This is a genomic window from Xanthomonas sp. LMG 8993 (genome assembly GCF_009835065.2).
In the GTDB taxonomy this organism is placed as follows: Bacteria; Pseudomonadota; Gammaproteobacteria; order Xanthomonadales; family Xanthomonadaceae; genus Xanthomonas; species Xanthomonas arboricola.
This window is the reverse complement of sequence record NZ_QVIF02000003.1, coordinates 353,230-379,059: the sequence shown is the minus strand read 5'-3', so window position 1 is coordinate 379,059 and position 25,830 is coordinate 353,230. Positions and strand designations below refer to the sequence as shown.

Annotated in this window: 15 protein-coding genes; 8 read left to right on the top strand and 7 right to left on the bottom strand. The window is 65.7% G+C overall.

Annotated features, from left to right (window positions below; all coding sequences use genetic code 11):
* Positions 1 to 88: 88 nt before the first annotated feature.
* The 7 genes from DYQ94_RS08020 to DYQ94_RS07990 all read left to right on the top strand — a co-directional run bounded on the left by DYQ94_RS08020 (position 89) and on the right by DYQ94_RS07990 (position 10,300).
* On the top strand, positions 89 to 1,255 hold the full coding sequence (locus DYQ94_RS08020) for an acyltransferase family protein (RefSeq protein ID WP_126965132.1): 1,167 nt from the start codon (positions 89 to 91) through the stop codon (positions 1,253 to 1,255).
* Positions 1,256 to 1,513: 258 nt separating this feature from the next.
* Positions 1,514 to 2,236, top strand: coding sequence for a GntR family transcriptional regulator (locus DYQ94_RS08015; RefSeq protein WP_016900882.1), 723 nt, complete (start codon positions 1,514 to 1,516; stop codon positions 2,234 to 2,236).
* 46 nt (positions 2,237 to 2,282) lie between these two features.
* On the top strand, positions 2,283 to 3,560 hold the full coding sequence (locus DYQ94_RS08010; protein ID WP_024940299.1) for a sugar MFS transporter: 1,278 nt from the start codon (positions 2,283 to 2,285) through the stop codon (positions 3,558 to 3,560).
* A 40-nt stretch (positions 3,561 to 3,600) separates the two neighbouring features.
* On the top strand, positions 3,601 to 4,668 hold the full coding sequence (locus DYQ94_RS08005; RefSeq protein WP_024940298.1) for a LacI family DNA-binding transcriptional regulator: 1,068 nt from the start codon (positions 3,601 to 3,603) through the stop codon (positions 4,666 to 4,668).
* 5 nt (positions 4,669 to 4,673) lie between these two features.
* Positions 4,674 to 5,702 (top strand): SIS domain-containing protein, encoded by a 1,029-nt coding sequence (locus DYQ94_RS08000; protein WP_016900885.1) that lies wholly within the window; start codon positions 4,674 to 4,676, stop codon positions 5,700 to 5,702.
* A gap of 2 nt (positions 5,703 to 5,704) precedes the next feature.
* Positions 5,705 to 6,859: an N-acetylglucosamine-6-phosphate deacetylase gene (gene nagA / locus DYQ94_RS07995; RefSeq protein ID WP_126965133.1), complete on the top strand. Its 1,155-nt coding sequence runs from the start codon at positions 5,705 to 5,707 to the stop codon at positions 6,857 to 6,859.
* A gap of 777 nt (positions 6,860 to 7,636) precedes the next feature.
* A complete protein-coding gene (locus DYQ94_RS07990; RefSeq protein WP_184428956.1) occupies positions 7,637 to 10,300 on the top strand; it encodes a TonB-dependent receptor in 2,664 nt (887 codons plus the stop codon).
* A 169-nt stretch (positions 10,301 to 10,469) separates the two neighbouring features.
* On the opposite strand, the gene DYQ94_RS07985 is transcribed toward DYQ94_RS07990, so the two are convergent.
* Together DYQ94_RS07985 and DYQ94_RS07980 are read right to left on the bottom strand one after the other, a co-directional pair.
* Positions 10,470 to 11,702 carry a multifunctional CCA addition/repair protein gene (locus DYQ94_RS07985; protein WP_160955190.1) on the bottom strand — a complete coding sequence of 411 codons (1,233 nt, stop codon included), beginning with the start codon at positions 11,700 to 11,702 and terminating at the stop codon, positions 10,470 to 10,472.
* 964 nt (positions 11,703 to 12,666) lie between these two features.
* Complete coding sequence (locus tag DYQ94_RS07980; RefSeq protein ID WP_167708423.1) at positions 12,667 to 14,640, bottom strand: transglycosylase SLT domain-containing protein; 1,974 nt, start codon at positions 14,638 to 14,640, stop codon at positions 12,667 to 12,669.
* 271 nt (positions 14,641 to 14,911) lie between these two features.
* Here DYQ94_RS07980 and DYQ94_RS07975 point away from each other — a divergent pair, with 271 nt between their 5' ends.
* Entirely contained in the window at positions 14,912 to 17,791 is a 2,880-nt protein-coding gene (locus tag DYQ94_RS07975) for a TonB-dependent receptor (RefSeq protein ID WP_154831455.1), read from the top strand.
* A gap of 914 nt (positions 17,792 to 18,705) precedes the next feature.
* Here the strand turns inward: DYQ94_RS07975 and betA are convergent.
* The 5 genes from betA to DYQ94_RS07950 form a co-directional block, all read right to left on the bottom strand.
* Complete coding sequence (gene betA / locus DYQ94_RS07970) at positions 18,706 to 20,376, bottom strand: choline dehydrogenase (RefSeq protein ID WP_126965079.1); 1,671 nt, start codon at positions 20,374 to 20,376, stop codon at positions 18,706 to 18,708.
* A 156-nt stretch (positions 20,377 to 20,532) separates the two neighbouring features.
* Positions 20,533 to 22,005, bottom strand: a complete 1,473-nt coding sequence (betB, locus tag DYQ94_RS07965) for a betaine-aldehyde dehydrogenase (protein WP_104553707.1) — start codon at positions 22,003 to 22,005, stop codon at positions 20,533 to 20,535.
* A 40-nt stretch (positions 22,006 to 22,045) separates the two neighbouring features.
* Entirely contained in the window at positions 22,046 to 24,025 is a 1,980-nt protein-coding gene (gene betT, locus DYQ94_RS07960) for a choline BCCT transporter BetT (protein WP_104590627.1), read from the bottom strand.
* Positions 24,026 to 24,161: 136 nt separating this feature from the next.
* Positions 24,162 to 24,899, bottom strand: a complete 738-nt coding sequence (locus DYQ94_RS07955) for an endonuclease/exonuclease/phosphatase family protein (protein WP_024940789.1) — start codon at positions 24,897 to 24,899, stop codon at positions 24,162 to 24,164.
* A 49-nt stretch (positions 24,900 to 24,948) separates the two neighbouring features.
* Positions 24,949 to 25,764 (bottom strand): thiol:disulfide interchange protein DsbA/DsbL, encoded by an 816-nt coding sequence (locus DYQ94_RS07950; RefSeq protein ID WP_016902612.1) that lies wholly within the window; start codon positions 25,762 to 25,764, stop codon positions 24,949 to 24,951.
* Positions 25,765 to 25,830 lie beyond the last annotated feature (66 nt).

Genomic DNA, 25,830 nt, shown 5'->3' with positions numbered 1-25,830 from the left:
CGGCCCTCCATGAGCGCTTCCGTACCGAAGCAGCGACACTCGCCACGGGCAGCACGCTTCCCCTGCAGTCGCTGGGCAAGGAACTGCAATGAGCGCACAAACACTCCCTGCTGCAGCTGGTGCCGCAACCGCAGCACCCAGGCGCGAACGCTTCCTGTCGCTGGACGTGTTCCGCGGCCTGACCATCTTCCTGATGATCCTGGTCAACACCGCCGGGCCCGGCGCGCAGCCATATGCGCAGCTGACCCACGCGGCCTGGTTCGGCTTCACGCTTGCCGATCTGGTGTTTCCCTCGTTCCTGTTCGCCGTCGGCAGCGCGATGAGTTTTGCGCTGGCCACCGGCACGCCGCACCGGCAGTTCCTCGCCCGCGTGAGCAAGCGCGCCGCGCTGATCGTGATGTGCGGCGTGCTGATGTACTGGTTTCCGTTCTTCCACCCGCAGCCCGATGGTGGATGGGCGTTCACTGCAGTCGATCAACTCCGCCTGACCGGCGTGCTGCAGCGGATCGGCCTGTGCTATCTGCTCGCAGCGCTGCTGGTGCGCTATCTGCCGCCACGCGCTATCGCGCCGGTTTGCGTCGCGCTGCTGCTGGGCTACTGGGCATTGCTGTACGTCTTTGGCGAGCCCGGTGCGGAGCTGAGCAAGACCGGCAACGCCGGCACCCGGCTGGACCTGTGGCTGTACGGGCATGCGCATCTGTATCGCAAGGATGGCGGCTTCGACCCCGAGGGCCTGCTTGGCACGCTGTCGGCCACGGTCAACGTGCTGGCCGGCTATCTGGGCGGGCGCTTCATGCAGCGGCACGGCAAGACCGGTGCCGCCACGCGCAGCCTGTTGCTGGCGGGCGCGGGGCTGGTGCTGCTGGCGTTGCTCTGGCACCCGGCCTGGCCGCTGTCGAAGAAGCTCTGGAGCGGGTCGTTCGTCGCTTGCACGGTAGGCCTGGATCTGCTGGCGCTGGGCGTCCTGGTCTACCTGCTGGAGTTGCGCGGCTGGAGCGGCGGCAGCGGCTTCTTCACCGTACTGGGGCGCAACCCGCTGGCGATCTACCTGTTCTCCGAACTGTTCGTGGTGGTGCTGCGGCTGCTCCCGGCCGGCAGTTCCGGGCTGGACCTGTACGCCTGGGCCGGCATCCGCGTGTTCCAGAGCATCGCGCCGGGCCCGCTCGGGTCGCTGCTGTGCGCGCTGAGCTACACGCTGCTGTGTTGGTGCGTGGGCTGGTGGATGGATCGGCGGCGCTGGTATCTGCGGCTGTGATTGCCCGACCCGGCAACCGGTGACGCAGCCCCGGGGCGCGGACAGTGCCGCACCGGCCTGATCATCGGCATGCATCCCGCCCTTGAGCGCGGTGGACGCCTGCGTCAGCCAGGGCCTGTCACCGCTCCCGACGATCCACAGCCGCTAATGCGCTGCAGGCAAATTGGTACTATATTGGACCTAACGAATCCAAGTCGGTCCGGAGGACAGGCAATGGCCAAACCGAAAACCGAAGCCAGGACGGACACCGACCCCCGGATGGACGCGCTGACGCTGGACGCCTCCGCGCCGACGCCGCTGTATCTGCAACTGGCGAGCAAGCTGGACGAGCAGATCCGCGGCGCGCAGTGGAAGGCCGGCGAGGCGCTGCCGGCCGAGCGCCAGCTGTGCGAGCGGCTGCAGATCTCGCGGGTGACGCTGCGCCAGGCCGTGGACGTGCTGGTCGAACAGGGTTTGGTCTCGCGCCGGCAGGGCGCCGGCACCTTCGTCACCACGCAGATCCAGCACCAGCTCAGCGGCCTGACCAGTTTCAGCGAGACGCTGCGCATCAAGGGCTACGAGCCCGGCACGCGCTGGCTGGAGCGGCGGCTGCGCCCGGCGCATGGCGAAGAGATCCTGCGGCTGGGCCTGTCGCCGGACGCGGCGGTGGCCTCGCTGACCCGCCTGCGCAGCGCCGACGACCGGGTCATGGCCTACGAGCATGCAGTGTTGCCGCAGCGCATCGTCGCCGACCCGCAGCAGATCGGCGATTCGCTCTACAGCTACCTGGATGCGCAGGGCACCCCGGTGGTGCGCGCGCTGCAGTACTTCCGCGCGATCAATCTGCCCGCGCGGCTGGCCGAACACCTGCGCATGAAGACCGGCGAGGCGATTCTGCATGTGGTGCGCGTGGGCTATGCGCGCGACGGCAGCGCGATCGAATTGACCGACACCTATTGCCACAACGATTTCTACGATTTCGTCGCCGAACTGCGTCGCTGATCCAGCGCGGCGCCCCCCAACCGACAACTCAAGAGCCAGCCGATCCATGACTACCGCCAGGCCCGCAAATCCCGTTGTCTCGATCGCCATCGTCGGCGTGCTGTTCTTCATCATCGGCTTCTTCACCTGGATCAACGGGCCGCTGATCACCTTCGTGCGGCTGGCGTTCGACCTCAACGAGGTCAACGCCTTCCTAGTGCTGATGGTGTTCTACCTGTCGTATTTCTTCCTGGCGCTGCCGGCGTCGTGGATCCTCAAGCGCACCGGTATGAAGAAGGGGCTGGCGCTGAGCCTGGTGGTGATGGCGGTGGGCGCGGCCGGCTTCGGCCAGTTCGCCACCCAGCGCTGGTATCCGGGCGCCTTGGGCGGCCTGTTCGTGATCGGCAGCGGCCTGGCGCTGCTGCAGACCGCGATCAACCCGTACATCAGCATCCTCGGGCCGATCGAGAGCGCGGCGCGGCGGATCGCGCTGATGGGCATCTGCAACAAGATCGCCGGCATCCTGGCGCCGATCCTGATTGGCTCGCTGGTGTTGCACGGCATCGGCGATCTGTCCGCGCAGGTGGCCAGCGCCGATGCGGCGACCAAGCAGCAGTTGCTCACGGCCTTCGCCGCCAAGATCCACGCACCGTATCTGGTGATGTCCGGGGTGCTGCTGTTGCTGGCGATCGGCGTGCTGTTCTCGCCGCTGCCGGAGCTGCGGGCCTCCGAGGCCAATGCCACGCCCGGCAGCGCGGTTGGCGTGCAGAAGTCCAGCATCTTCCAGTTCCCGCACCTGTGGCTGGGCGTGTTGTGCCTGTTCGTCTACGTGGGCGTGGAAGTAATGGCCGGCGATGCGATCGGCACCTACGGCCACGGCTTCAATCTGCCGCTGGACAGCACCAAGATCTTCACCTCCTACACGCTAGGCGCGATGCTGGTTGGCTACATCGTCGGCCTGGCGTTGATTCCGGGTGTGATCTCGCAGGCGCGCTACCTGAGCGTGTCGGCGGTGCTGGGCGTGCTGTTTTCGCTGGGCGCGCTGCTGACCCACGGCTATGTGTCGGTGGGCTTCGTGGCCGCGCTCGGTTTTGCCAACGCGATGATGTGGCCGGCGATCTTTCCGCTGGCCATCCGCGGGCTCGGCCGCTTCACCGAGATCGGTTCGGCCTTGCTGGTCATGGGCATTGCCGGCGGCGCGATCATTCCGCAGCTGTTCGCCATTCTCAAACAGCACTACGACTTCCAGGTCGTGTTCGCTGCGCTGATGGTGCCGTGCTATCTGTACATCCTGTTCTATTCGCTGCGCGGTTACCGTGTGGGCCTGCCGGCCCAGGCCAAGTGAACCAGGCAGCATGATGCGTTCCGACGAACAAGGCATACCCATGCGCAGGCCCACCATCAAAGATGTCGCCGAGCGCGCCAAGGTCTCGTTGAAGACCGTGTCGCGCGTGATCAACAACGAACCGTCGGTGATGCAGGCCACGCGCGCGCGCGTGCTGCGCGCCATCGCCGATCTCGACTACGAACCCGATCCGTCCGCGCGCAACCTGCGCAGCGGCACGCCGTTCGTGATCGGCCTGGTCTACGACAATCCCAACCCGTATCACATCATCGGCATCCAGAACGGCGTGCTGGCGGCCTGCCGCGAAACCGGCTTCGGCCTGCAGATCCATCCGTGCGATTCCACCTCGCCATTGCTGGCCGAAGAACTGGCCGAATGGGTGCAGCGCTCGCGGCTGGCCGGCGTGGTGCTGACCGCACCGATGTCCGAGCGCCCCGAGTTGATGGCCGGCCTGGCTGCGCGCGGCATCAAGAGCGTGCGCATCATCGCCGCCACCGACGATCCGGGCGACGGCCCCTGCGTCTATATCGACGACCGCGCTGCCGCCTACGAGATCACCGAGCATCTGGTCCAGTTGGGCCATCAGCGCATCGGGTTCCTGTGGGGTGGCCCGCAGCACCGCTCCAGCGGCGAGCGCTACGCCGGTTACGAGGCGGCGTTGAAGGACTACGGCATCACCCTGGACAAGCACCTGGTGATTCCCGGCGATTACACCTTCGACGACGGCTTCCGTGGCGCGCGCCGGCTGCTGTCGTTGCGCGAGCCGCCCACCGCCATCTTCGGCAGCAACGATGAAATCGCCGCGGGCGTGCTGGCCGCAGCCAAGTCCACCGGCATGAACGTGCCGTATCAATTGTCGATCGCCGGTTTCGAGGACAGCCCGTTCTCGCGCCAGTCCTGGCCGGCGCTGACCACCGCCAAGCAGGCCACCGACGACATCGCGCGGCATGCCGCACGCCTGTTGATCAGCCAGCTGCGCAGCGATGCCTACGACGACCAGCCCGCGCAATTGCAGAACCGCGGCTTCGTGCCGCAGCTGGTGGTGCGCGGTTCCACTGCACCGGCGCAGACGCCGTCCGCCAAATCCCTTCCTCCCGAATCCGCCTGAGCACGATGAGCCTTCCCACCGAAACCGAGACCTTGATGTTCCGCGAGGCGGCGCAGACCGCTGACGTGGTCGCCGCACAGTTCGCCCGCAATGCCGACACCGTCGCCGCCCTCGCGCAGTCGCTGCGCGATACGCCGCCGCCGTTCGTGGTGACCTGCGCACGCGGCAGTTCCGATCACGCAGCGACCTACGCCAAGTATCTGTTCGAAACACAACTGGGCATCGTGACCGCCTCTGCATCGCCGTCGGTGGGCTCGGTCTACGCATCGCCGCTGCAGTTGCGCGGTGCGCTGTACATCGTGATTTCGCAATCGGGCAAGAGCCCGGACCTGCTGCGCAATGCCGAGGCCGCCAAGGCGGCCGGCGCGCGCGTGGTCGCGCTGGTCAACGTCGAGGATTCACCGCTGGCGCAGCTGGCCGAGGTGGTGATTCCGCTGGGCGCAGGCCCGGAAAAAAGCGTTGCCGCCACCAAGAGTTATCTCGCCTCGCTGGCTGCGCTGCTGCACCTGGGCGCGGTGTGGAAGAACGACCCGGCCCTGCTCGCGGCGGTAGAGGCACTGCCGCAGCAGTTGCGCGCCGCCTGGCAGGCCGACTGGTCCGCGCTCACTGCCGGCCTGGTGCCGGCACACAACCTGTTCGTGCTCGGTCGCGGCCTGGGCCTGGGCGCGGCGCAGGAAGCGGCGCTGAAGTTCAAGGAAACCTGCGGCCTGCATGCCGAGGCGTACAGCTCGGCCGAGGTCAAACACGGCCCGATGGCGCTGGTGGGGCCGGGCTTCCCGGTGCTGGTGTTCGCCCAGCCCGACGAAACCGGCGCCGGCACGCGTGCGCTCGCGGCCGAATTCCGCGCGCGTGGCGCGCAGGTGTGGCTGGCCGCCCCCGACGGCGACCTGCCGCTCGTGGATGCGGCGCACCCGGCCAGCGCGCCGCTGCTGACCGTGCAGAGCTTCTACCGCGCGATCAACGCGCTGGCCCTGCAACGTGGCAACAATCCCGATCTGCCGCCGCACTTGAACAAGGTCACGGAAACCGTTTGAACATGGATGCTTCCCCGATTCAAGCGTTGTGCAATGCACGCGTGCTCACCGACGATGGCTTGCAGGATGGGCTGGTGGTCCTGCTGGCCGGCACGCAGATCCAGGCGGTGGTGGCGGCCGACGATGCGCGCGTTGCGCAGGCGCATACGCGCGTGGATCTGGGCGGCGCCACCTTGCTGCCCGGCTTCATCGACATCCAGGTCAACGGCGGTGGTGGCGTGTTGTTCAACAATGCGCGCGACCCGCAGGCGCTGGCCACGATCGCGGCGGCGCATCGCCGCTACGGCACCACCGGCATGCTGCCGACATTGATCAGCGACACCGCCGAGGTGATGGCCGAGGCGATCGCCGCCACGCGCCAGGCCATCGCGCAAGGCGTGCCCGGCGTGCTCGGCATTCATCTGGAAGGCCCGTACCTGAGCCCGGCCCGCAAGGGCACGCACGACGCGCACAAGTTCCGCCTGCCCGACGCGCACGAGATTGCCGTCGATACCTCGTTGGACAACGGCGTCACCCTGATCACGCTCGCACCCGAGCGCGTGCCGCTGGACGACATCCGCGCCTTTGTCGCCGGCGGCGCGACCGTGTTTGCCGGCCACACTGCGGCCAGCTACGAGCAGGCGCGCGACGGCATTGCCGCCGGCGTCAGTGGTTTCACCCATCTGTACAACGCGATGTCGCAGCTGACCGGGCGCGAGCCCAGCGCGGTCGGCGCCGCGTTGGAAGACCCCGATGTGTGGTGCGGCATCATCGTCGATGGCGTGCACGTGCACCCGGCCAGCCTGCGCGTGGCGCTGGCCGCCAAACCGCGCGGCAAGCTGTTGCTGGTCACCGACGCCATGCCGATGGTCGGTGCCGACAGCCCCAGTTTCGACCTGTACGGCGAAACCATCACCGCCGTGGACGGCGTGGTACGCAATGCCGACGGCGCACTGGCCGGCTCGGCGCTGGACATGGCCACGGCCGTGCGCAACAGCGTGCAGTGGCTGGGCGTGGACCTGGCCGAAGCCGCGCGCATGGCGTCCACCTATCCGGCGCAATGCATCGGCCTGGGCCAGCGCCTGGGCCGCATTGCACCCGGCTATCAGGCCGACCTGGTGCTGGTGGATGCCGACGTGCAGGTACTTGCCACCTGGGTGGCCGGTCAGCGCGAGTAAGTCCGCGCGCCGCCGCACGAACCCGTTCGTGCGGCGCGATGCGCTTGAAACCTTGTTTGCAGTCGTGTCTTCGGTGAACCGCCATCGTCGGTACGCTGCAGCATGAGCGTGCGTGCGTGCGCGAGTGCAGGGCGTGCTTTCGCCAAGCTCCGGAAAGGCATCAGTGTTGAACGCTGGAGCAGCCAAGCAGAACCCGGGCGCTTTCGGCGTCACGCGACACGTAGTGCAACCGACGCGCTTTCCGTTGCAGTAGACGCTCGACGATGACTGCAGCCGCATGCGCTTGCCGCAGGTCAGCAATGCGATCGCGGTAGTTTGGCAATGCACTGCGTACACCATCCACCACAACAAAGCCTGCAACACACTCTGCATCGCAACATCCGGCTGCGCAGCCTTGTGGCATCAGGCCGCTACGCGCAGTGGTCTGCATCGTCGATGCATATGAGTGCGAACACGATCACGCTGTCATTCCAATATCTGCGTCGTCGGTGCGGTTTCAGGCATGAAACTGGGCTTTTGTGGCAGCGAGTTGACAGCCCCGGCTGCGAAAGGCACCTTCGCTGATAACGTTGTCAGCGAGCAGGAGCCACTTCTGAATTCTTGAAAGCGTTGTCGTCCGGCCGCTGGTCGGACTGGCGCTGACCCGCACGCCGCTACGGCAGTGCGGGACGCTGCTCGCATCCGGCACAGGGGACGGAGTGCGGGCATGTCACGCGCATCGCGCGTTGTCGTGCAACCACATGGTTGCCACCTGACATCCGTCAAGAGGTCTACGCAATGCCGTCTTCCCGTGTGTTCGAGTTGTCCCGTCACCTGTTCTGTCATGCGCACCCGCTGCGTCGTACCCCATTGAGCACTGCAGTCCGCGGCCTGTTGATCGGTGGCGCTACCCTGGCAGGTCTTGCCGCGTTGCCCGCAGGTGCGCAGGAGCAGGCTGCAGCCCCGCAGGAACAGGCGCCCGCGCAAACCAATCCCTCGGTATCCACGCTGGACGAGGTCAAGGTCGTCGGCTATCAGGCCAGCCTCGGCAAGGCACTCAACGTCAAGCGCAATGCCGATGCGATCGTCGATGCGATCAGCGCCGAAGACATCGGCAAATTCCCAGACACCAACGTCGCCGAGTCGCTGTCGCGCCTGTCCGGCATCACCGTGGATCGCCAGTTCGGCGAAGGCGAGAAGGTCAGCATCCTCGGTACCGACCCGGCACTCAATCGCGTGCTGCTCAACGGCCAGACCATTGCCTCCACCAGTTGGGGCGGCGATCCCAACGACCCGGATAGCCGCTCGTTCAACTACAGCACGCTGGCGCCGGAAGTGGTCGGCCTGATGGAGGTCTACAAGACACCGGAGGCACGCATCGACGAGGGCTCCATCGGTGGCACCGTGATCGTGCACACGCGCAAGCCGCTGGACCTTGAGCGCAACACGCTGACCGGCACGCTGAGCTACGGCTACAACGATCGTTCCGAGGAGGGCAAGCCGAATGCCTCGGCGCTGTACAGCTGGAAAAACCAGGATGAAACGCTCGGTGTGCTCACCTCGGTGATGCATTCGCAGCGCGTGTTGCGCCGCGATGGCGTGGAGATCTTCGGCTACGACAATGTGCAAGGCGCAGGGTTCCCGGCGTCTGTGGTCGGCAACAACACCGGCGTGTTTCCAACCTCGATCAACACCGCGTTGTTCCAGCAGACGCGCAAGCGCGACGGCGTCAGCGCGGCGTTGCAGTGGAAGCCGGATGCCGATTTCGAGCTCAACCTGACCGGTTTGTACGTCAAGGAGAGTTTCGACAACTACAACCAGAGCCGCTACGGCTACTGGGGTTCCACCCCCGGCGATGCGCAGGCGCTGGGCTTCGAGAACGGCGTGGCGACCTCGGGTACGTTCGGCGACCAGTCCAACACCTACCTGGACGGCTACCTGCGCAACAGCGAGGTCAGCACCGGCAGCATCCATCTACGCACCGACTGGCATGGCGATGGTTGGAATGCGTCCAGCCAGGTGGGCTACACCAGTTCACAGGGCGGTGCCGAGCGCATCTACGGCATCCAGTTCCGCAACCTCGCCGGTTACAGCTACAACATCGACGGGCGTCGTACCGCGATGGACTACAGCACCGACCCCACCAACGCGGCGGCGATGCAACTCAACAACGCCTCGGCCAGCCACAGCCCGCAATACGACAAGGAACGCTACCTGCAGCTGGACTTCGACCATGCGGTGGAGTGGGGGCCGTTCACCCAGATCCTGACCGGCATCAAGCTGACCAATCACGCCACCGGGCAGTCCTCCTACAGCCGCACCTGGACCCCGAACGACGGCAGCACGCTGGCCGCGTTCTCGCCGGGCACCACGCCGTCGGGCTATCTGGACGGCTTGTCGACCAGCGCCGACATGCAGCGCTGGTCGACCATCAACAGCGGCGCCATCAGCCAGTACATCGGTGGCCTTGAAGGCGATGACGGCTTGCCGATCAGCTACGCCGGCAACTACAGCATCGAAGAACAGAACCGCGCCTGGTTCCTGCAGGGCAACTTTTCCGGCGAGCGCTATCGCGGCAACGTTGGCGTGCGTTACGTGCACACCCGCGATTCCACCGATGGTTTCAGCTATGCGCCCGGTGGCGGCTATACGCCGGTCAACTTCCTCAACAGCTACGGCAAGTGGTTGCCGTCCTTCAACATCGCCTACGACCTGCGCGACGATCTGATGCTGCGCTTTGCTGCGTCCAAGGTGATCGCACGGCCGCGCTACACCAACATGACCCCGTACGTGGCCACCGACGACACCACGCTCACCGCGTCCACGGGCAATCCTGGATTGAGTCCGTACGAGTCCACCAACCTGGGCACATCGCTGGAGTGGTACTTCTCCGACAGCAGTCTGCTCAGCGGCGAGTTCTTCTCGCGCGATATCTCCAACTACATCCTGACCACCGTGGAAGACCGGGTGTTCTTCAACAACGCCACCGGCGGCTCGAGCACCTATCAGACCTCCGTGCCGACCAACGCCGGCGATGCCACGGTGCGCGGCGTTGCGCTCAACCTGCAGCACAACTTTGGCAACGGGTTCGGCGTGGTGGCCAACTACACCTATTCCGATTCCAAGACCGACGGCGATTACAGCCTGCCGTACAACTCGCGCAACGCCTACAACATCAGCCCGTACTACGAGCAGGGCAAATGGAGCGCGCGGGTGAATCTGGGCTGGCGCTCGGAATACTTCACCCAGATCGGCCGCCTCAACGGCCAGCAGATGACCGATGCATTCACCCAGGTCGATGCCTCGTTCGGCTACCAGGCCACCGAGCGCCTGCGCGTGGCGCTGGAAGCCACCAATCTGCTGGACGAAACCTACTTCAGCTATATCGGCAACAAGAACCAGCCGTACTACATCTACAAGAACGGCCGCTCCTTCATGCTGAGCCTGAATTTCAAGCTGTGACGTCGGCCGGGCGGCTGCTCTCGGGCAGCCGCCTTGTTGCAATGGCGGCGGCTCGCGGTTGCAATTTCGACCCGGGGATCTTTCGCTAGTCAGGATCTGAGCGGCAACGCTTTGCTTGGCACGGCTACATCCCTGTCGTGTTGCGACAACGGTATGCGCGATGCATCGGCTATGTGCCGGCCTTTCTTGCGGCCGCAATCGCCGCAATCCGCGCCTTCGCCAATGCCTCGCCGATCTGCGGGCCTTGCAGGCCTTGTGCGGCTAGGTCGCGCGCATTGATGGCCAGCGCAGCGGCGTGCAGGTGCTTGAACTGTTCGCCCTGCGGATATGCGGCGTCTTCGCTGCCCAGCCGGCCACGCTTGTCGGCTTCGCAGACCAGCGCGAGTTGCGCGATGCGCTCGGGGCGGCGAAACGCGTCGCAGCGCACCAGCAGCTCGTGCACGGTGCGGTCGCGCAGTTCGGCCAGGCGATGCACGTTCAAGTGTTCGCGGCAGGCGGTGATGGCGAGCTGGCGATAATCCTGTGGCACCTTGAGCCGCTCGCACAATGTCTGCAGCGGGGCAACGCCGCGCTGTTCGTGCATGATGTGGCGCGGCCATTCTTCCGCCGGCGTGAGCGCCTTGCCCAGGTCGTGGGTCAATGCGGCAAAGCCCACCAGCGCGTCGCCGGGCGCAAGTCGCGCGGCCATGTCGCTGACCATTTCCTGGTGAATGCCGGTATCCACCTCCGGATGAAACTCGGCACGTTGCGGCACGCCATACAGCGCATTGATCTCGGGCAGGATGACGCGCAGCGCATCGGTGTCGTGCAGCGTGCGCAGGAATGCCGACGGCTGTGCACTCTCCAGCACGCGGCGCAATTCCTGCCACACACGTTCGGGCACCAGGCTGTCCAGCTCGCCGCTGGCGGCCATCTCGCGCATCAGTGCTGCGGTCTCTGGCGCGACTGTGAAACCAAGCGGTGCCAGGCGTGCCATGAAGCGGGCAGCGCGCAATACGCGCACGGGATCTTCGACAAAGGCCGGCCCCACGTGCCGCAGCACGCGCGCCTGCAGATCGCGCGCGCCGCCATAAGGATCGAACAGCTCGCCAGTGTCCTCGTCACGTGCGATCGCATTGATGGTGAAGTCGCGGCGCAGCAGATCCTCTTCCAGCGTCACCGAAGGATCGGCATCCACCACGAAGCCGCGATAGCCGCGCCCGGACTTGCGTTCGGTACGCGCCAACGCATACTCCTCACCGCTGCGCGGATGCAGGAACACCGGGAAGTCCTTCCCCACCGGTTTGAAGCCCAGGCGTTCCATCTGCGCCTGATCGGCACCGACCACCACCCAGTCGCGGTCGCCAGCGGGCTGGCCAAGCAGGGCATCGCGGACTGCGCCGCCAACAAGATAGATCTTCATCGCGACATGATGCCCGATGCGGTGCGTGCGTCGTAGGGCGACTGATCCAAGGCTTGGCTGCAGGGCCTCTGCCCGCCCATCATCGCGGACATGCCGTAAGGCACAGCGGACGACCTACGGCTTTGCGGATAGATCAGCCGTAGAGCCGGTGCGGTGTGGCTTTGCTGCAGGGTCCTTGCCCGTCCACCATCGCGGGACATGCCGCAAGGCAGTACGGCTTTGCGGATAGATCAGCTGTAGAGCGGGGTGATGTGTGGTTTTGCTGCAGGGCCCTTGCCCGCCCACCCTCGCGGGACACGCCGCAAGTACGTCCCTGTAGGCTCTTACGCGGCATCCATGCCGCGTAAGGTCCCGCGACGATGGGCGGGCAAGGACCAGTCGAGATGGTCGGTGTGCACAGCTAAGCGCAATGCTTGATGCGCGTTGCTTGATGCCGATGCGCCGGCTCAATGCGCGATGCACTTCGAGCGGCAACCAGTCGGGACGTCTGCTGCGCACGGGTAAGAGCAGCGCGTGATGTGCATTTCGGATAGTGATGTACTTGCCCGGCCCAACGGCCAACGTCCAATGCACGTCGTGTAACAAGCTACTTTCACGTGACTACCGACCAACTTTCTGGTGCGGTGTCCTTGCCGGTTGCGGGACCGTGTGGCGGCACGGATGCCGCCACCGAGCCTCCACGGACGGATTCACGGCGTGTCCCGCAAGCGGTGAGGGCACCGCGCCCTCGACGACCCGAGCCTTCGATCCACCGAAACAACGCAAGGAAGGGAAAGGCTTGGTTGGCCTCACAGCCTCACAGCCTCACAGCCACAGAGCCACAGAGCTTCAAGCCTAGGAGCGAACGAAAGGCAAGTACCAGAGCGGCATCGCCTAGCTTGCGCCCCAGGCCAAGACAACCACGCGCAACCGCGCAAGCACGATCACCTCATCCGGCCGCCATGTTCGGCGGCTGACTGGGAGCTCAGTCCTGCGCCGCGTTATTGGTCGCCTGGCCTGGCGTGCACACCGGTTTCAGGCGCTTGTCCACCAGCTTGCCCATCAGGCGATCGCTCAGCGGCAGCATGTCGCCGTTGAGCCGCCAGTCGTAGATCACGCTGAAAGCCAGCACACGCGCGACGTACTCACGGGTTTCCTTGTAGCTGATGGTCTCGATCCAGAAGTCCGGCTCGAAGTTAGGCCGTTGCGATTGCCAGCGCCCGGTCGGCCCCGGGCCGGCGTTGTAGGCGGCGATGGTGAGGTAGGGCAGGCCGTAGGTATTGAGCAACTGGCGCAGATAGGCGGTGCCGATGGCGATGTTGGTGTCCGGCTCGTACAGGCTGGTGGCGCCCGCATAACCGGGCAGGGCGATGCCCTTGGCCACGGCCGCGCCGGTGCCCGGCAATACCTGCATCAGGCCCATCGCGTTGGCAGGCGAGCGCGCGCGTGGATTGAAGATGCTTTCGGCACGGATCTCCGCTGCCACCCAGGCCGGGTCGATCGCGTTCTTGGCCGCTTCACGGCGAATGCTGTCGTCGTGATGCAGCGGAAAGCGCAATGCATACAGGCGTTGTTCGTCCGGCTGCTTGCCGAGCGCGAACACTGCGCGATCGAACCAGCCATTCTCGCTGGCCACCTGCACCGCCAGCCGGCGCTGGGTGTCGTCGAAGCGGCTCGCGGCATCGTTCCACTCGGCCACGGCCCAACCGGGGCGGTCGATCTGGAACAAGGCGATGGCGCGGAGCAACGCCGGATCGCGCGCGACGGCGGCCTTGGCCTGCGGGGTGTCCTTGGGCTCCCACGGACACAGGCGATATGGCTGCTGCAGACGATCGGCGGCCAGGAAGCCGTGGAAGGTCGGCGATTGCGCGGCTGCGCGATACAGCGGCTGCGCAGCCGCGGCCGCGCCGGTCTTCTCGGCCAGGCGCGCCTCGAAATACTGCCAGCGCGAATCGCTGCGCTGGGTGGCGGGCATCTTGCGGATCGCCGCCAAGGCGGCCGGCCAGTCGCCGCGCGCCATCGCCTCGCGCGCACGCCATTCGTGCAGGCGCTCGTCGTACGAGGCATCGGGCACTGCATTGAGGCGACGCGCCGAATCCGGCAGGTACGACGCCACCGTCCACAGCGCGATCTGGTACAGCACCTGGCCGCGCTGCGCCTCGCTGAAACCGAGCGCGCTGGCCAGCTGCGGCAACTGCTGCTCGGCCGCATCCGGGTCGCTCTTGGCTAGCTTGGCCAGGCCATCGACCGCGATGCGCCGGCTGCGCTCGGTTCTGGGCCAGCTCGATGCACGCGGATGCACCTTGTCCAGAAACGCGGCGTAGTCGTTGGCCAGGGCCAGATCGGCTGCCGGCAGACCGCGTGCGGCCGTGCGCATCACCGCGGGCAGTTGTGCATCGGCGGCCGCCTCCACGCGCTCCCAGCGCAGCGCCGGAATGAGCTCGCCGCGCGACTCCAGCCCGGCGACCACCGGATCGCAGGCATCGGGCAGGCCCTTGCCGGTACGCCATAACGTCAACGCATCGCGACTCCACTGCGCATCCAGCTTGCCGGTTGCCTGTCGCGCGGTCAGCTGCGCACAGCGCAGGCCGACGTTGTCGGTGGGTTTCCAGTTGGCCAGCAACGTGGTCCAGTCCTGGCGCCGCGCCACCGCCGGCAACCAGGTGCTGCGGAAGCTTTCGGCCACCGGCTGGCCTGCATAACGCTGCAAAAATCCCTGCGCCTGCGTGTTGGAGACGTTGTCGATGTTGCGCTTGAGCGTGGCAAATTCCAGCCAGCCATAGAGCGGGTGACGGCTCAGGGCACCGAGCTGACCGGCATCGGACTGGCCGCGCTCTGCAGCGGCGATGGCATCGCGCATGGCGGTCAGTTGCGGGTCGAGGCTTTGGGCATGCAGCGTGGTGCTGCCAAGGCACAGCAGGCCGACGAAAACAGTGGCAAGACGGGGGGCATAAGTCATTGCGCGATGATACCGAAGCGCGCCCGCGCGCCTGAGTGAATACGTGCAGGATCGACGCCCGTCAGCGCTGTCGGCAGCGACCTGCGCCGCGAGGCGCAGATGCGTCCCGTTGGCGCGCGGTCTTGGTCTGCGGCCCGGCGCGCAATGGGAAGCGTCTCTCACTGCCTGCATGGTTGGCTTGCGGGGCGTTAAGGTTTCGTTTAAAAGTTGGGGCGGACCGCAGGGCACGGGGGCGTGCGGACACTTAGCAGTCCTTCTGGAGAGAGAAAGGATGAAGCGTCTGATTGGCTCCCCGCGGTCATGCCTGGCCGTGCAGTTGTCGTTGTGTCTGGTTCCCACACTCGCCTGGGCGCAACAGCCCGAGGCCGCCCCGAGTACGCGCACGCTCGACAGCGTGCAGGTCACCGGCACCCGCATCAAGACCGCAGAATTGCAGGGCCAGGTGCCGATCCAGACGCTCAACCGCGCCGACATCGAACGCACCGGCCTGACCTCGATCGGCGAGGTGCTGCAGGAACTCACCGCGTCGGGTTCGGCGCTCAACGCCAAATTCAATTCGTCCGGCAACTTCGGCTTCCCGCCCGATGGCGGCGGTGTGGGCGCCGGCTCGGCGCAGGTGGATCTGCGCCATCTCGGCTCCAAGCGCGTGCTGGTGCTGGTCGATGGCATCCGCTGGGTCAACGAGTCTTCGGCCTCCGGCGTGGGCTCGTCGACCGATCTCAACACCATTCCGCTGGCCATCGTGGAGCGGATCGAGGTACTCGAAGACGGCGCCTCGTCGCTGTACGGCTCGGATGCGATTGCCGGCGTGGTCAACATCATCACCCGGCGCAGCTTCGACGGTGCGCAGGTCACGCTCAACTACGGGCAGTACGGCAAGGGCGACGGCGCCAACCAGGGCATGGACCTGGCCTGGGGCACCAGTGGCGAGGATTTCAGCCTGTTTCTGGGCGCCAGCTACGTCAAGCAGGATCCGATCTACGCACGCGACCGCGCGCAGGCCCGCTTCCCGATCCCGGGCACCGGGCTGACCTTTGCCAGCTCGGCAACGCCCGATGGTCGCTTCCAGTTCGTCGACCCCAACACCGGCGTGCGCCAGAACCTCACGCCCAACGCCGGCGTCGGCACGCCGCAATACGATGGCAGCGCCGGCTGTACGCGCAGCGACGACTACCACTGCTTCGGCACCGCAGACCGCTACAACTTTGCAGAACAGAACCTGTTGCTGACACCGTCCGAGCGCAAGGGCGTGTTCGCGCAATTCCGCTATTACTTCAACGACGACGTGCAGTGGTACGTCAAGGCGCTGGGCAACCGGCGCGAGTCGACCAACCAGGCGGCGCCCGAGCCGATCTTTCTCGGCCCCGATGCCGGCACCGGCAATCCGCTGGCCGACAACATCGTGATTTCCGCGCTCAATCCGTTCAATCCGTTCGGCTTCGAGCTGAACTCGGCTACCAACCTGATCCAGATCGGCCGCCGCCCGGTGGAAGGCGGGGCGCGCCGTTTCGAGCAGCAGGTCGACACGCAATACTTCGGCACCGGTCTGGTGGGCACCTTCGAAGGTGCGGCGCGCACCTGGTTCTGGGACATCAACGGCATGTACAGCAAGAACAAGGCCGAACAGACCAACTACGGCAGCTACAACCTCTACAACATCAACCTTGGCCTGGGCGATCCGGCCGCGTGCGCGGCGGTGGCCGGCTGCGTGCCACTGGATATCTTCAGCGGCGCCGGCAGCATCACGCCGGAGATGTTGCGCTGGATCCAGCCGGTGGTGCGCGACCGCAGCCAGAACGAGTTGAGCCTGTTCACCGCCAATCTGAGCAGCGAGCTGTTCCAGCTGCCCGGTGGTGCGGTGTCGTTCGCCACCGGCTACGAATACCGCAAATACGAAGGGTCCTACCAACCCGATCCGCTCACCGTGGCGGGGCGCTACAACGGTGTGCCGTCGTTGCCGACGTCAGGCAGCTACGACGTCAACGAGGCCTATCTCGAACTCAATATCCCGATCTTCGCCAATTCGTCGTTGGGCGACAAACTCGACCTGAATATCGCCGGTCGTTATTCGGATTACTCCACTTTCGGTGGTGAGTTCACGCCAAAGTACGGCTTGCGTTGGCAGGTCACCGATGAGCTGGTGCTGCGCACCAGTTATGCAGAGGGCTTCCGTGCGCCGACCATCGGCGAGCTGTTCGGTTCGGCCGCGCGCGCCGATCTGCAGTTGTCCGATCCGTGTTCGATCGGGCTGGGCGGCACCGCGCCGCGCGGCAGCGCCGCGAACTGCGCATCGCTCGGTGTGCCGGCCGGCTATCAACAGGCCAACCAGCAGATCTCGGTCACCACCGGCGGCAACGAGCAACTGGATCCGGAACGTTCGCGCAGCTTCAGTGCCGGCTTTGTGTTCAGTCCTGGCTTTGCCAGCAATGCCAGCTGGTCCGACCGCCTCGACCTGGAGATGACGTTCTATCGCCATCATGTCGATGGCGCGATCCAGGCGATCAATGCGCAAACCCAGCTGGATCTGTGCGTGGATACCCTGGACGCACTGTATTGCAATGGCATCGGGCGCGCCTCCACCGGCGGCATCAATGCGTTCAACAACCGGTTGACCAATCTGGGTTCGATCAAGACCGACGGTTGGGATGTGGACCTGTTCTGGACCTTGCCAGAGACGGCGCTTGGCCGTTTCAAGGTGTCCTGGCAGAACACCTTCGTGGGCCGCTACGAGGCACTCGGTGCAGCAGGGCAGCGCCAGCCGCAGGGGCCAGGTATCGAAGTGGTGGACAGCGCGATCCCCGAATGGACCAGCAACGCGGTACTGGACTGGTCGCTGGGCAACTGGACCGCGTCGTGGACGGCGCGCCACATCTCCAAACTCACCGAGCAATGCGGCGATGCAGTGGAATTTGCGGTGTGTTCCGATCCTGCAGTAGGCACCAATCGCCTGGATGCGATCACCTACCACGATGCACAGCTGGGCTATCGCGTCGACTGGCTCAAGGGGCTGCAGCTCACGGCCGGCTTGAACAACGTCTTCGACAAGGACCCGCCGCTCTGCCTGTCGTGCTCACTCAATGGCTACGACGCCTCTACCTACGACATCCCCGGTGGACGCTTCTGGTATGCGCGGGTCGACTTGAAGTTTTAGTCCATCAGGTCGGGTCGGGCGTAAAGCGGAGAGCGGCTGATCTGCGGCTTGGCTGCAGGGCCCTTGCCCGCCCACCCTCGCGGGACACGCCGCAAGTACGTCCCTGTAGGCTCTTGCGCGGCATCCATGCCGCGTAAGGTCCCGCGACGGTGAACGGGCAAGGACCATCGAAGATGGTTGGTGTGCATGGTTGCAAGCAGTGCATGACGTGCGTTGCTCGGTAATGGCGCATCCGATCAGCTTCCCGATTCAACCCGAGTAACAAGCAGCTTTTCACACGACCACCGATCCACTCTCTAGTGCGGTGTCCTCGCCGATTGCGGGACCGTGTGGCGGCATGGATGCCGCCACCGAGCCTACAAGGACGTACTTGCGGCGTGTCCCGCGAGCGGTGAGGGCGCCGCGCACTCGACTAGCTAGCGTTGGACTGCATCTCAGGACGCTACTACCCGAAAATCTCGGTTGTCTTGAAGTGATTGGAGAGTGCGGATAGATCAATTGCAGAGCGGTTGATCTGTGACCTCGCTGCAGGGCCCTTTCCCGCCCACCCTCGCGGGACACGCCGCAAGTACGTCCCTGTAGGCTCTTACGCGGCATCCATGCCGCGTAAGGTCCCGCGACGGTGAGCGGGCAAGGACCAGTCGAGTTGGTCGGTGTGCATGGCTGCAAGCACTGCATGACGTGCGTTGTTCGGTAATGGCACATCCGATCAGCTTCGCAACGCAACGAGATCAGAACACGGTCTTCTAGCAAGCAACATGCAAATTTTCTGGTGCGGTGTGCTCACCGGTTGCGGGACCGTGTGGCGGCATGGATGCCGCCGCCGAGCCTACAAGGACGTACTTGCGGCGTATCCTGCTAGCGGTGAGGGCACCGCGCACTCGACCCAGGGTAGCGCACTGCGTTTTCTAGCATCACCCGCGCACAGGCGCATCGCCGGCCACGTAGTAGTCGGCGGTGCTGCGCGGCAGTGGCGTGCGGCCACGCATGCGGTCGGCGATCTTCTCGGCGATCATGATGGTGGTGGCGTTGAGGTTGCCGGTGATGATGCGCGGCATGATCGAGGCATCGATCACCCGCAGGCCCTCCATGCCGTGTACGCGGCCCTGTCCGTCGACCACCGCCATGTCATCGGTGCCCATCGCGCAGGAGCAGGACGGGTGATACGCCGTCTCTGCGCGTGCGCGCACGAAGGCATCCAGCTCGGCATCGGTCTTGCAGTCTGCGCTCGGGCTGATTTCGCGGCCACGATAGGCATCCAGTGCGGGCTGGGCGATGATCTCGCGGGTGATGCGGATCGCATCGCGAAATTCCTGCCAGTCCTGATCGGTGGACTGGTAGTTGAACAGGATCGACGGATGCTGGCGCGGGTCGCGCGACTTGGCATGCACGCGCCCGCGGCTGGGGGTGCGCATCGAACCCACATGCGCCTGAAACCCATGTTCCTTCACCGCATTGCTGCCGTTGTAATTGATTGCCACCGGCAGGAAGTGATACTGAATATTGGGCCAGTCGAATTCTTCGCGCGTGCGGATGAAGCCGCCGGCCTCGAACTGGTTGCTGGCCCCGGTGCCGGTGCCGGCGAACAACCACTGCGCGCCGATGGCGGGTTGATTCCACCATTGCAGCGCCGGATACAACGACACCGGCTTGGTGCAGGCGTACTGGATGTAGACCTCCAGGTGGTCCTGCAGGTTCTGGCCGACGCCGGGCAGGTCGTGCACCAGCTGCACGTCGAGTGCGCGCAGCAGATCCGGCGCGCCGACACCGGAGCGTTGCAGCAGCTGTGGCGAGGCAATTGCGCCAGCACACACCAGCACTTCGCGGCGTGCATGCGCGTCGATGCCCTCGCTGCTGTTGCCGACCAGGTAATGCACGCCGATCGCGCGCTTGCCGGCAAACAGGATGCGGTCGGTGGTGGCGTGGGTGACGATGTGCAGGCCATCGCGCGGACGTGCCATGTCCAGATAGCCGCGCGCGGTGCTTGCGCGACGCCCCCGCGGCGTCACCGTGCGGTCCATCGGCCCGAAGCCTTCCTGCTGATAGCCATTGAGATCGTCGGTGCGCGGGTAACCGGCCTGCACGCCGGCGTCGACCATGGCATGGAACAGCACGTTGTTGTCGTTCTTCGGCGTGGCCACGCTGACCGGGCCTTCGCCGCCGTGATAATCGTTGGCGCCGATGTCGCGTGTCTCGGCCTTGCGGAAGTACGGCAACACGTCGCGGTAGCTCCAGTCTTCCAGGCCCGGCCGCTTGGCCCAATGGTCGAAATCCAGTGCATTGCCGCGGATGTAGCACATGCCGTTGATCAACGACGAGCCGCCCAATCCCTTGCCGCGCCCGCATTCCATGCGTCGGTTGTCCATATGCGGCTCCGGCTCGGTCTCGTAGGCCCAGTTGTAGCGACGGCCCTGTAACGGGAACGCCAGCGCCGCCGGCATCTGGGTGCGGAAATCCAGCCGGTAATCCGGCCCGCCGGCTTCCAGCAGCAACACGCTGACGCCCGGATCTTCGGTCAGGCGCGCGGCCAGCACGTTACCTGCCGAGCCGGCGCCGATGATGATGTAGTCGTATTCGCGTTGCATGGGGTTCTCCTTGTTGCGGTGCCGGTGTGAAGCGGCTTTCAAGACGATTGCGCGGTGGGCGGCTGTTCTTGTTCGAAATGGCGGCGTGGTCTACAGGCTTCAGCTCGCGCAGCTCGCCGGTATCGCCGGCGACGGCTGCCAGGTGGCGGCGGCCGGTCAAAACACCGACGCGTAGCGTTCCAGTTCGACCTGGATGGATTTGGTGCGGGTATAGGCCTGCAGCGTGGCCAGGCCGTTTTCGCGACCCACGCCGGATTGCTTGTAGCCGCCCACCGGCATCGCTGCCGGCGACTCGCCCCAGGTGTTGATCCAGCAGATGCCCGCCTGCAGGCGATGGATCAGGCGATGCGCGCGCGCCAGGTCGGGCGTCACCACACCTGCGGCCAGACCGTAGGTGGTGGCATTGGCGCGCGCGATCGCTTCGTCTTCGTCGTCGTAGGTGAGCAGGCTCAGCACCGGTCCGAAGATCTCTTCGCGCACGATGGTCATCACGTCGGTGCAGTCGCTGAAGATGGTCGGTGCGACATAGCAACCTTGTGCCAGCGCGCCATCGCGCAGACGTTCGCCCCCGCACAGCAGGCGCGCTCCCTCGGCCTTGCCCTGTTCGATGTAGTCCAGCACGCGCTGCATGTGCGCGGCGCTGACTAGCGGGCCGAAGGTGGTGCGCGCGTCCAGCGGGTCGCCGATGTGGATGCGTTGCACGCGTGCCAGCAGCCGCGCCTCGAAGGCGTTGCGCAGCGCGCGCGGCACGAACACGCGGGTGCCGTTGGTGCAGACCTGCCCGGAGCTGTAGAAGTTGGCCATCATCGCGATGTCGGCGGCCAGATCCAGGTCGGCGTCGGCGCAGACGATCAGGGGCGACTTGCCGCCCAGTTCCATGGTCACGTCCTTCAGCGACGAACTCGAGGCACTGGCCATCACCTTGCGCCCGGTCGCGGTGCCGCCAGTGAAGCTGATCTTTTCGATCTGCGGGTGTTCGGTGAGCGCGGTGCCCACGCTGGCGCCGTCGCCGGGCAGCACGTTGAACACGCCATCGGGCAGGCCGGCCTCGGTGAAGAGTTCGGCCAGCTTGAGTGCGGTCAGTGGTGTCACTTCGCTGGGCTTGAAGATCATTGCGTTGCCGGCTGCCAACGCGGGCGCGGCCTTCCACAGCGCGATCTGGATCGGGTAATTCCACGCGCCGATCGCGCCGACCACGCCGAGCGGCTCGTGCCGCGTGTAGAAGAAGCTGCCTTCGCGCAGCGGCACCTGTGCGCCCTGCAGCGCCTGCGCCACCCCGGCGTAGTACTCCAGCACGTCTGCGCCGGTGACGATGTCCACGCTGCGGGTTTCGCTCAGCGGCTTGCCGGTGTTGAGCGTTTCCAGCTCGGCCAGCGCATCGTTGCGCTCGCGCAGCAGCGCCACCGCACGCAGCAGGATGCGCGCGCGTTCCACCGCGGTCAGTGCCGCCCATTGCTGCTGGCCGGCCGTGGCGCTGTCGACCGCGGCATCCAGGTCGTCGGCACCGGCGTTGTGCACATTGGCCAGCACCTCGCCGGTGGCGGGGTTGACCACCTCGAAGGTGTGGCCGCCGCGGGCGGGAACGTAACGGCCGCCGATATACAGCAACTGGTCGGGAAAACGTGGCATGAAAAACCTCCTGTGGGGCGCACGCGGCAGCGGCGGCACCTCAGCGAGTGAGATGCAGGAACTGCAGGTGACGCTCGTATTGATCGATGATGTCGTTGATGATCTGCTCGCGGCTGTAGCCGACCAGGTCGTAATCCTGGCTGCCTTCGTACAGATACACTTCGGCGCGGTAATAGCGTTGGTTGCGCAGGCGTTGCGCGGCGAAAGACGGCGTCAGGTAGCCGCGCATCACCACCTGGTAGCGGAAACTCTGCTGCTCGCCGTGGTCGACGCTGATTTCCATGTCGTCGTCGTCCAGCCGGCTGCTGACCTGCCAGCCTTCTTCCTGCAGCTGCGCGGTGACCGCTTCAATCGCCGGGCGCACCTGGTCGTGCATGAAGCGATAGACCTCATCGCGTGCCGGGAAATGCATCGCCTGGCCCAGGCGCTGACGCCAGCCGCGGTGATGCCGCGATTGCCCGATCAGCGGGCTGGGGCTGTAGAGCTGCGCACGTTTGCGTTGCGATTCTTCGCTGAGCGCGCGCGACAAGCCCCAGGCCATCAGCAACAACACCGCAGAGAACGGCAGCGAGGCCAGCACCACGGCCGATTTCAATGCGTCCATGCTGCCGGCCAGCAACAGGCCGCCGGTCACCACCGCGGTGAGCACGCCCCAGAACACGCGCAGCCAGCGCGGGCCATCGTCGTGCGGCTCGCCGCCGTGCGAGGACAGCGTGGACAACACCACCGTGCCGGAATCGGCGGAGGTGACGAAGAACACGAAGCTGATCGCCACCGTCACCGTAATCACCGTGCGGCTCCACGGGTAGCCCTGCAACAGCGAATACAGCACCGTCTGCGGCGCATCGATGGCCTGCTGCGCCAGCGCGCCCTGGCCGTGATGCAGCAGCTGGTCCAGCGCGCTGTTGCCGAAGATCGACAGCCACGCCAGGGTGAAACCGAGCGGTATCAGCAACACGCCGAGCACGAATTCGCGAATGGTGCGGCCGCGCGAAATGCGTGCGATGAACAGGCCCACGAACGGCGCCCAGCCGATCCACCACGCCCAGTAGAACACCGTCCAGTTGCCGAGCCAGTCACTGCGGCCGCCGTAGGCGTACACATCGAAACTCTTGTTGACCACACTGCCCAGGTAGTCGCCCAGGTTCTGGATCAGCGCGTTGAGCAGATACTGCGTGGGACCAGCGAACAGCATGAACAGCAGCAGCGCGATCGCCAGCAGCATGTTGATGTCCGACATCCAGCGCACGCCTTTCTCGACGCCGGACACCGCCACCACGATCGCCGCGCCCATCATCGCCACGATCAGCGCGACCTGCACCCAATGGGTATGCGGCACATCCATCAAGGTGCTCAAGCCGGCGTTGAGATGCAGCACGCCAAAGCCCATGTCCGCGCCCAGGCCGAACACGGTGGCCACGATGCCCAGCGCATCCACGGTGTAGCCGATCGGCCCGTTGATGCGCTTGCCGATCAGCGGATATAGCGCCGAGCGCAGGGCCAGCGGCAGGTTGTGGCGGAATGCGAAATACGCCAGCGCCATCGCTGCCAGCGCAAACACGCCCCAGCCATGCAGTCCCCAATGCAGGAACAGCAGCTGCATCGCCTGCCGCGCGGAAGCTTCGCCGCTGCCGGTGCCGCCCTGCGGCGGTTGCAGATAATGGGTGAGCGGTTCGGAGACGCAAAAGAAGAACAGCGTGATGCTGATGCCCGCGGCGAACAACATGCCGGCCCAGGAGAGATAGCTGAATTCCGGTTCGTCGTGATCGGCGCCGAGCTTGATGTTGCCGTAGCTGGACAAGGCCACGCCAAGCACAAACACCAGATACACCGTCATCGCCAGCAGGTAGTACCAGCCGACATTGCGCGAGGCCCAGGTCTGCGCGTCCAGCAGCACGCGGCCCGCTTCGAGCGGAAACAACGACACCAACAACGCAAACGTACACACCACCGTGGCCGCCAGCACGAACACCGGGCGCAGGGTGCGCACCGGCAACAGCTGCGGCTCAACCGCACTCATGCCGACACACTCATATGACGCGTATCACGTGCTGTGCTCCCAACGAAAAACCGCCTGCGTTATCGCACAGGCGGTGTCGAGGGGGTGTCATCGGTCGAGTCCGCCAGTGCGAACCCGTAGCCACTTTGCGTGGTGGCTAACGCAGCAGCTGCAGTGGCACGCGGATATCCATGCCCACCGCAAGATGGTCGGAGAACGCGGCGGGAATCGCTTCGATATGCTCGATGGTGAGGCTGTCGCTGACCAGGATATGGTCGATCGCCCGGTCCGGACGCCAGCTCGGAAACGTATGCACTTCGCAGCTCGGCGGCTGCAACCGCGTGTGCCGGTACAGCGCCTGCATTTCCGGCCGGTCGGCCATGCAGTTGAAATCGCCCATCAACATCGCGTTGGGATGCTCGGACAACAATTCGGCGATAAAGGCCAGCTGCGCCATGCGCGAATTGGCGCCCAGCGACAGATGCGCCACCGCCACCGCCAGGCCTTCGCGCCCCTGCCCGAACTTGGCCAGCAGGATGCCGCGCCCACCGATCCGGCCGGGCAGGGCGTGGTCCTGCACTTCCAGCGGTTCCAGCTTGCTGAGCAAACCATTCGCGCTGGAGGCCACCCCGCCCATGCGGCGGTTGGGCTGGTGGCTCCAGTAATGGAAGCCGGCGCGCTCGGCCAGATAGTGGGTCTGGTTGGTAAAACCCGAGCGCAGGCTGCCCGGGTCGGCCTCCTGCAGGCCGACGATGTCGCGCTCGCCGGCCAGCTTGGCAATGCTGTCCAGGCTGGTGCGCTTGCTGCCCAGCGGCAACGCGTGCGACCAGCTGCGGGTAACGTAATCGCTGTAACGGCGGGTGCTGGAGCCGGCCTGGATATTGGCCGTCAGCACCCGCAGGGTGCGCGAATCCGAAGCGTTCACAGGGCGGCGATCGACAGGGTCACTTGGCCAGCGTGGCGCGTTCGCGCGCAATCAGGTGATCGGCGATGCGCAGCATGTCCGGGAAGCTCTGGCCCTTGACCAGGTACTTGCCGTTGACGATCAGCGACGGGGTGCCGGTGAGCTTGCTGCGGGTGGCGAACTGCTTGGCGCGGTTGGTCTTGGCCGACACGCCGAAGCTGCTCATGGTGTCGATGAAGGTCTTCTGGTCCACGCCGTACTTGGCGTAGAACGCGGCGATGTCCTGCACCGAATCCTTGCCGCGCTCGCCCTTGAGGGTCTGCTCGGTGTGGATGGCCTTGTACAGCGCTTCGTGGGTCTTTTCCTGCACGCCCAGGGTTTCGGCGGCGTAGAACGCACGGCCGTAGTCGTCCCACGGGCCGCCGAACATCGCCGGCACGTAGACAAAGTGCACGTCCGACGGCAAGCCGGCCTTCCACGGCCCGATCAGCGGCTGGAACGCGTTGCAGGCGGGGCAGACATAGCCGAAGACCTCGGCCACTTCGATCTTGCCGGCGGCCTGCTGGTACGGCTGGCCGCCTTCGATATCCAGATAGTCGGTGCCGGCGACCGGCTCGGGGCCGTTCGGCGCGCGCGGTGCGGCGCTGGGGGCGGCGGCCGGCGGGGTGCTGGCGCTCTCGCCAACTGCAGGCGGTGCGGCGGGATCGGCGGCCGGCGTGGCAGCGGCCGGAGCAGGTGCCGTTTCGGCAGCCGGCGTGGTGGCGGCAGGTGCGGTGTCGGACGAGCCGTCCTGGGCCTTGCAGGCGACCAGGATCGGCAGCAGCGCCATCAGCGTCAGGGCGAAGCGGGTCTTCATCGGATTGGATCTCCAGCGTGGGGCGAGGAAAGGGCCGGACGGCCGCGGGGCGCATGATGCCACGGG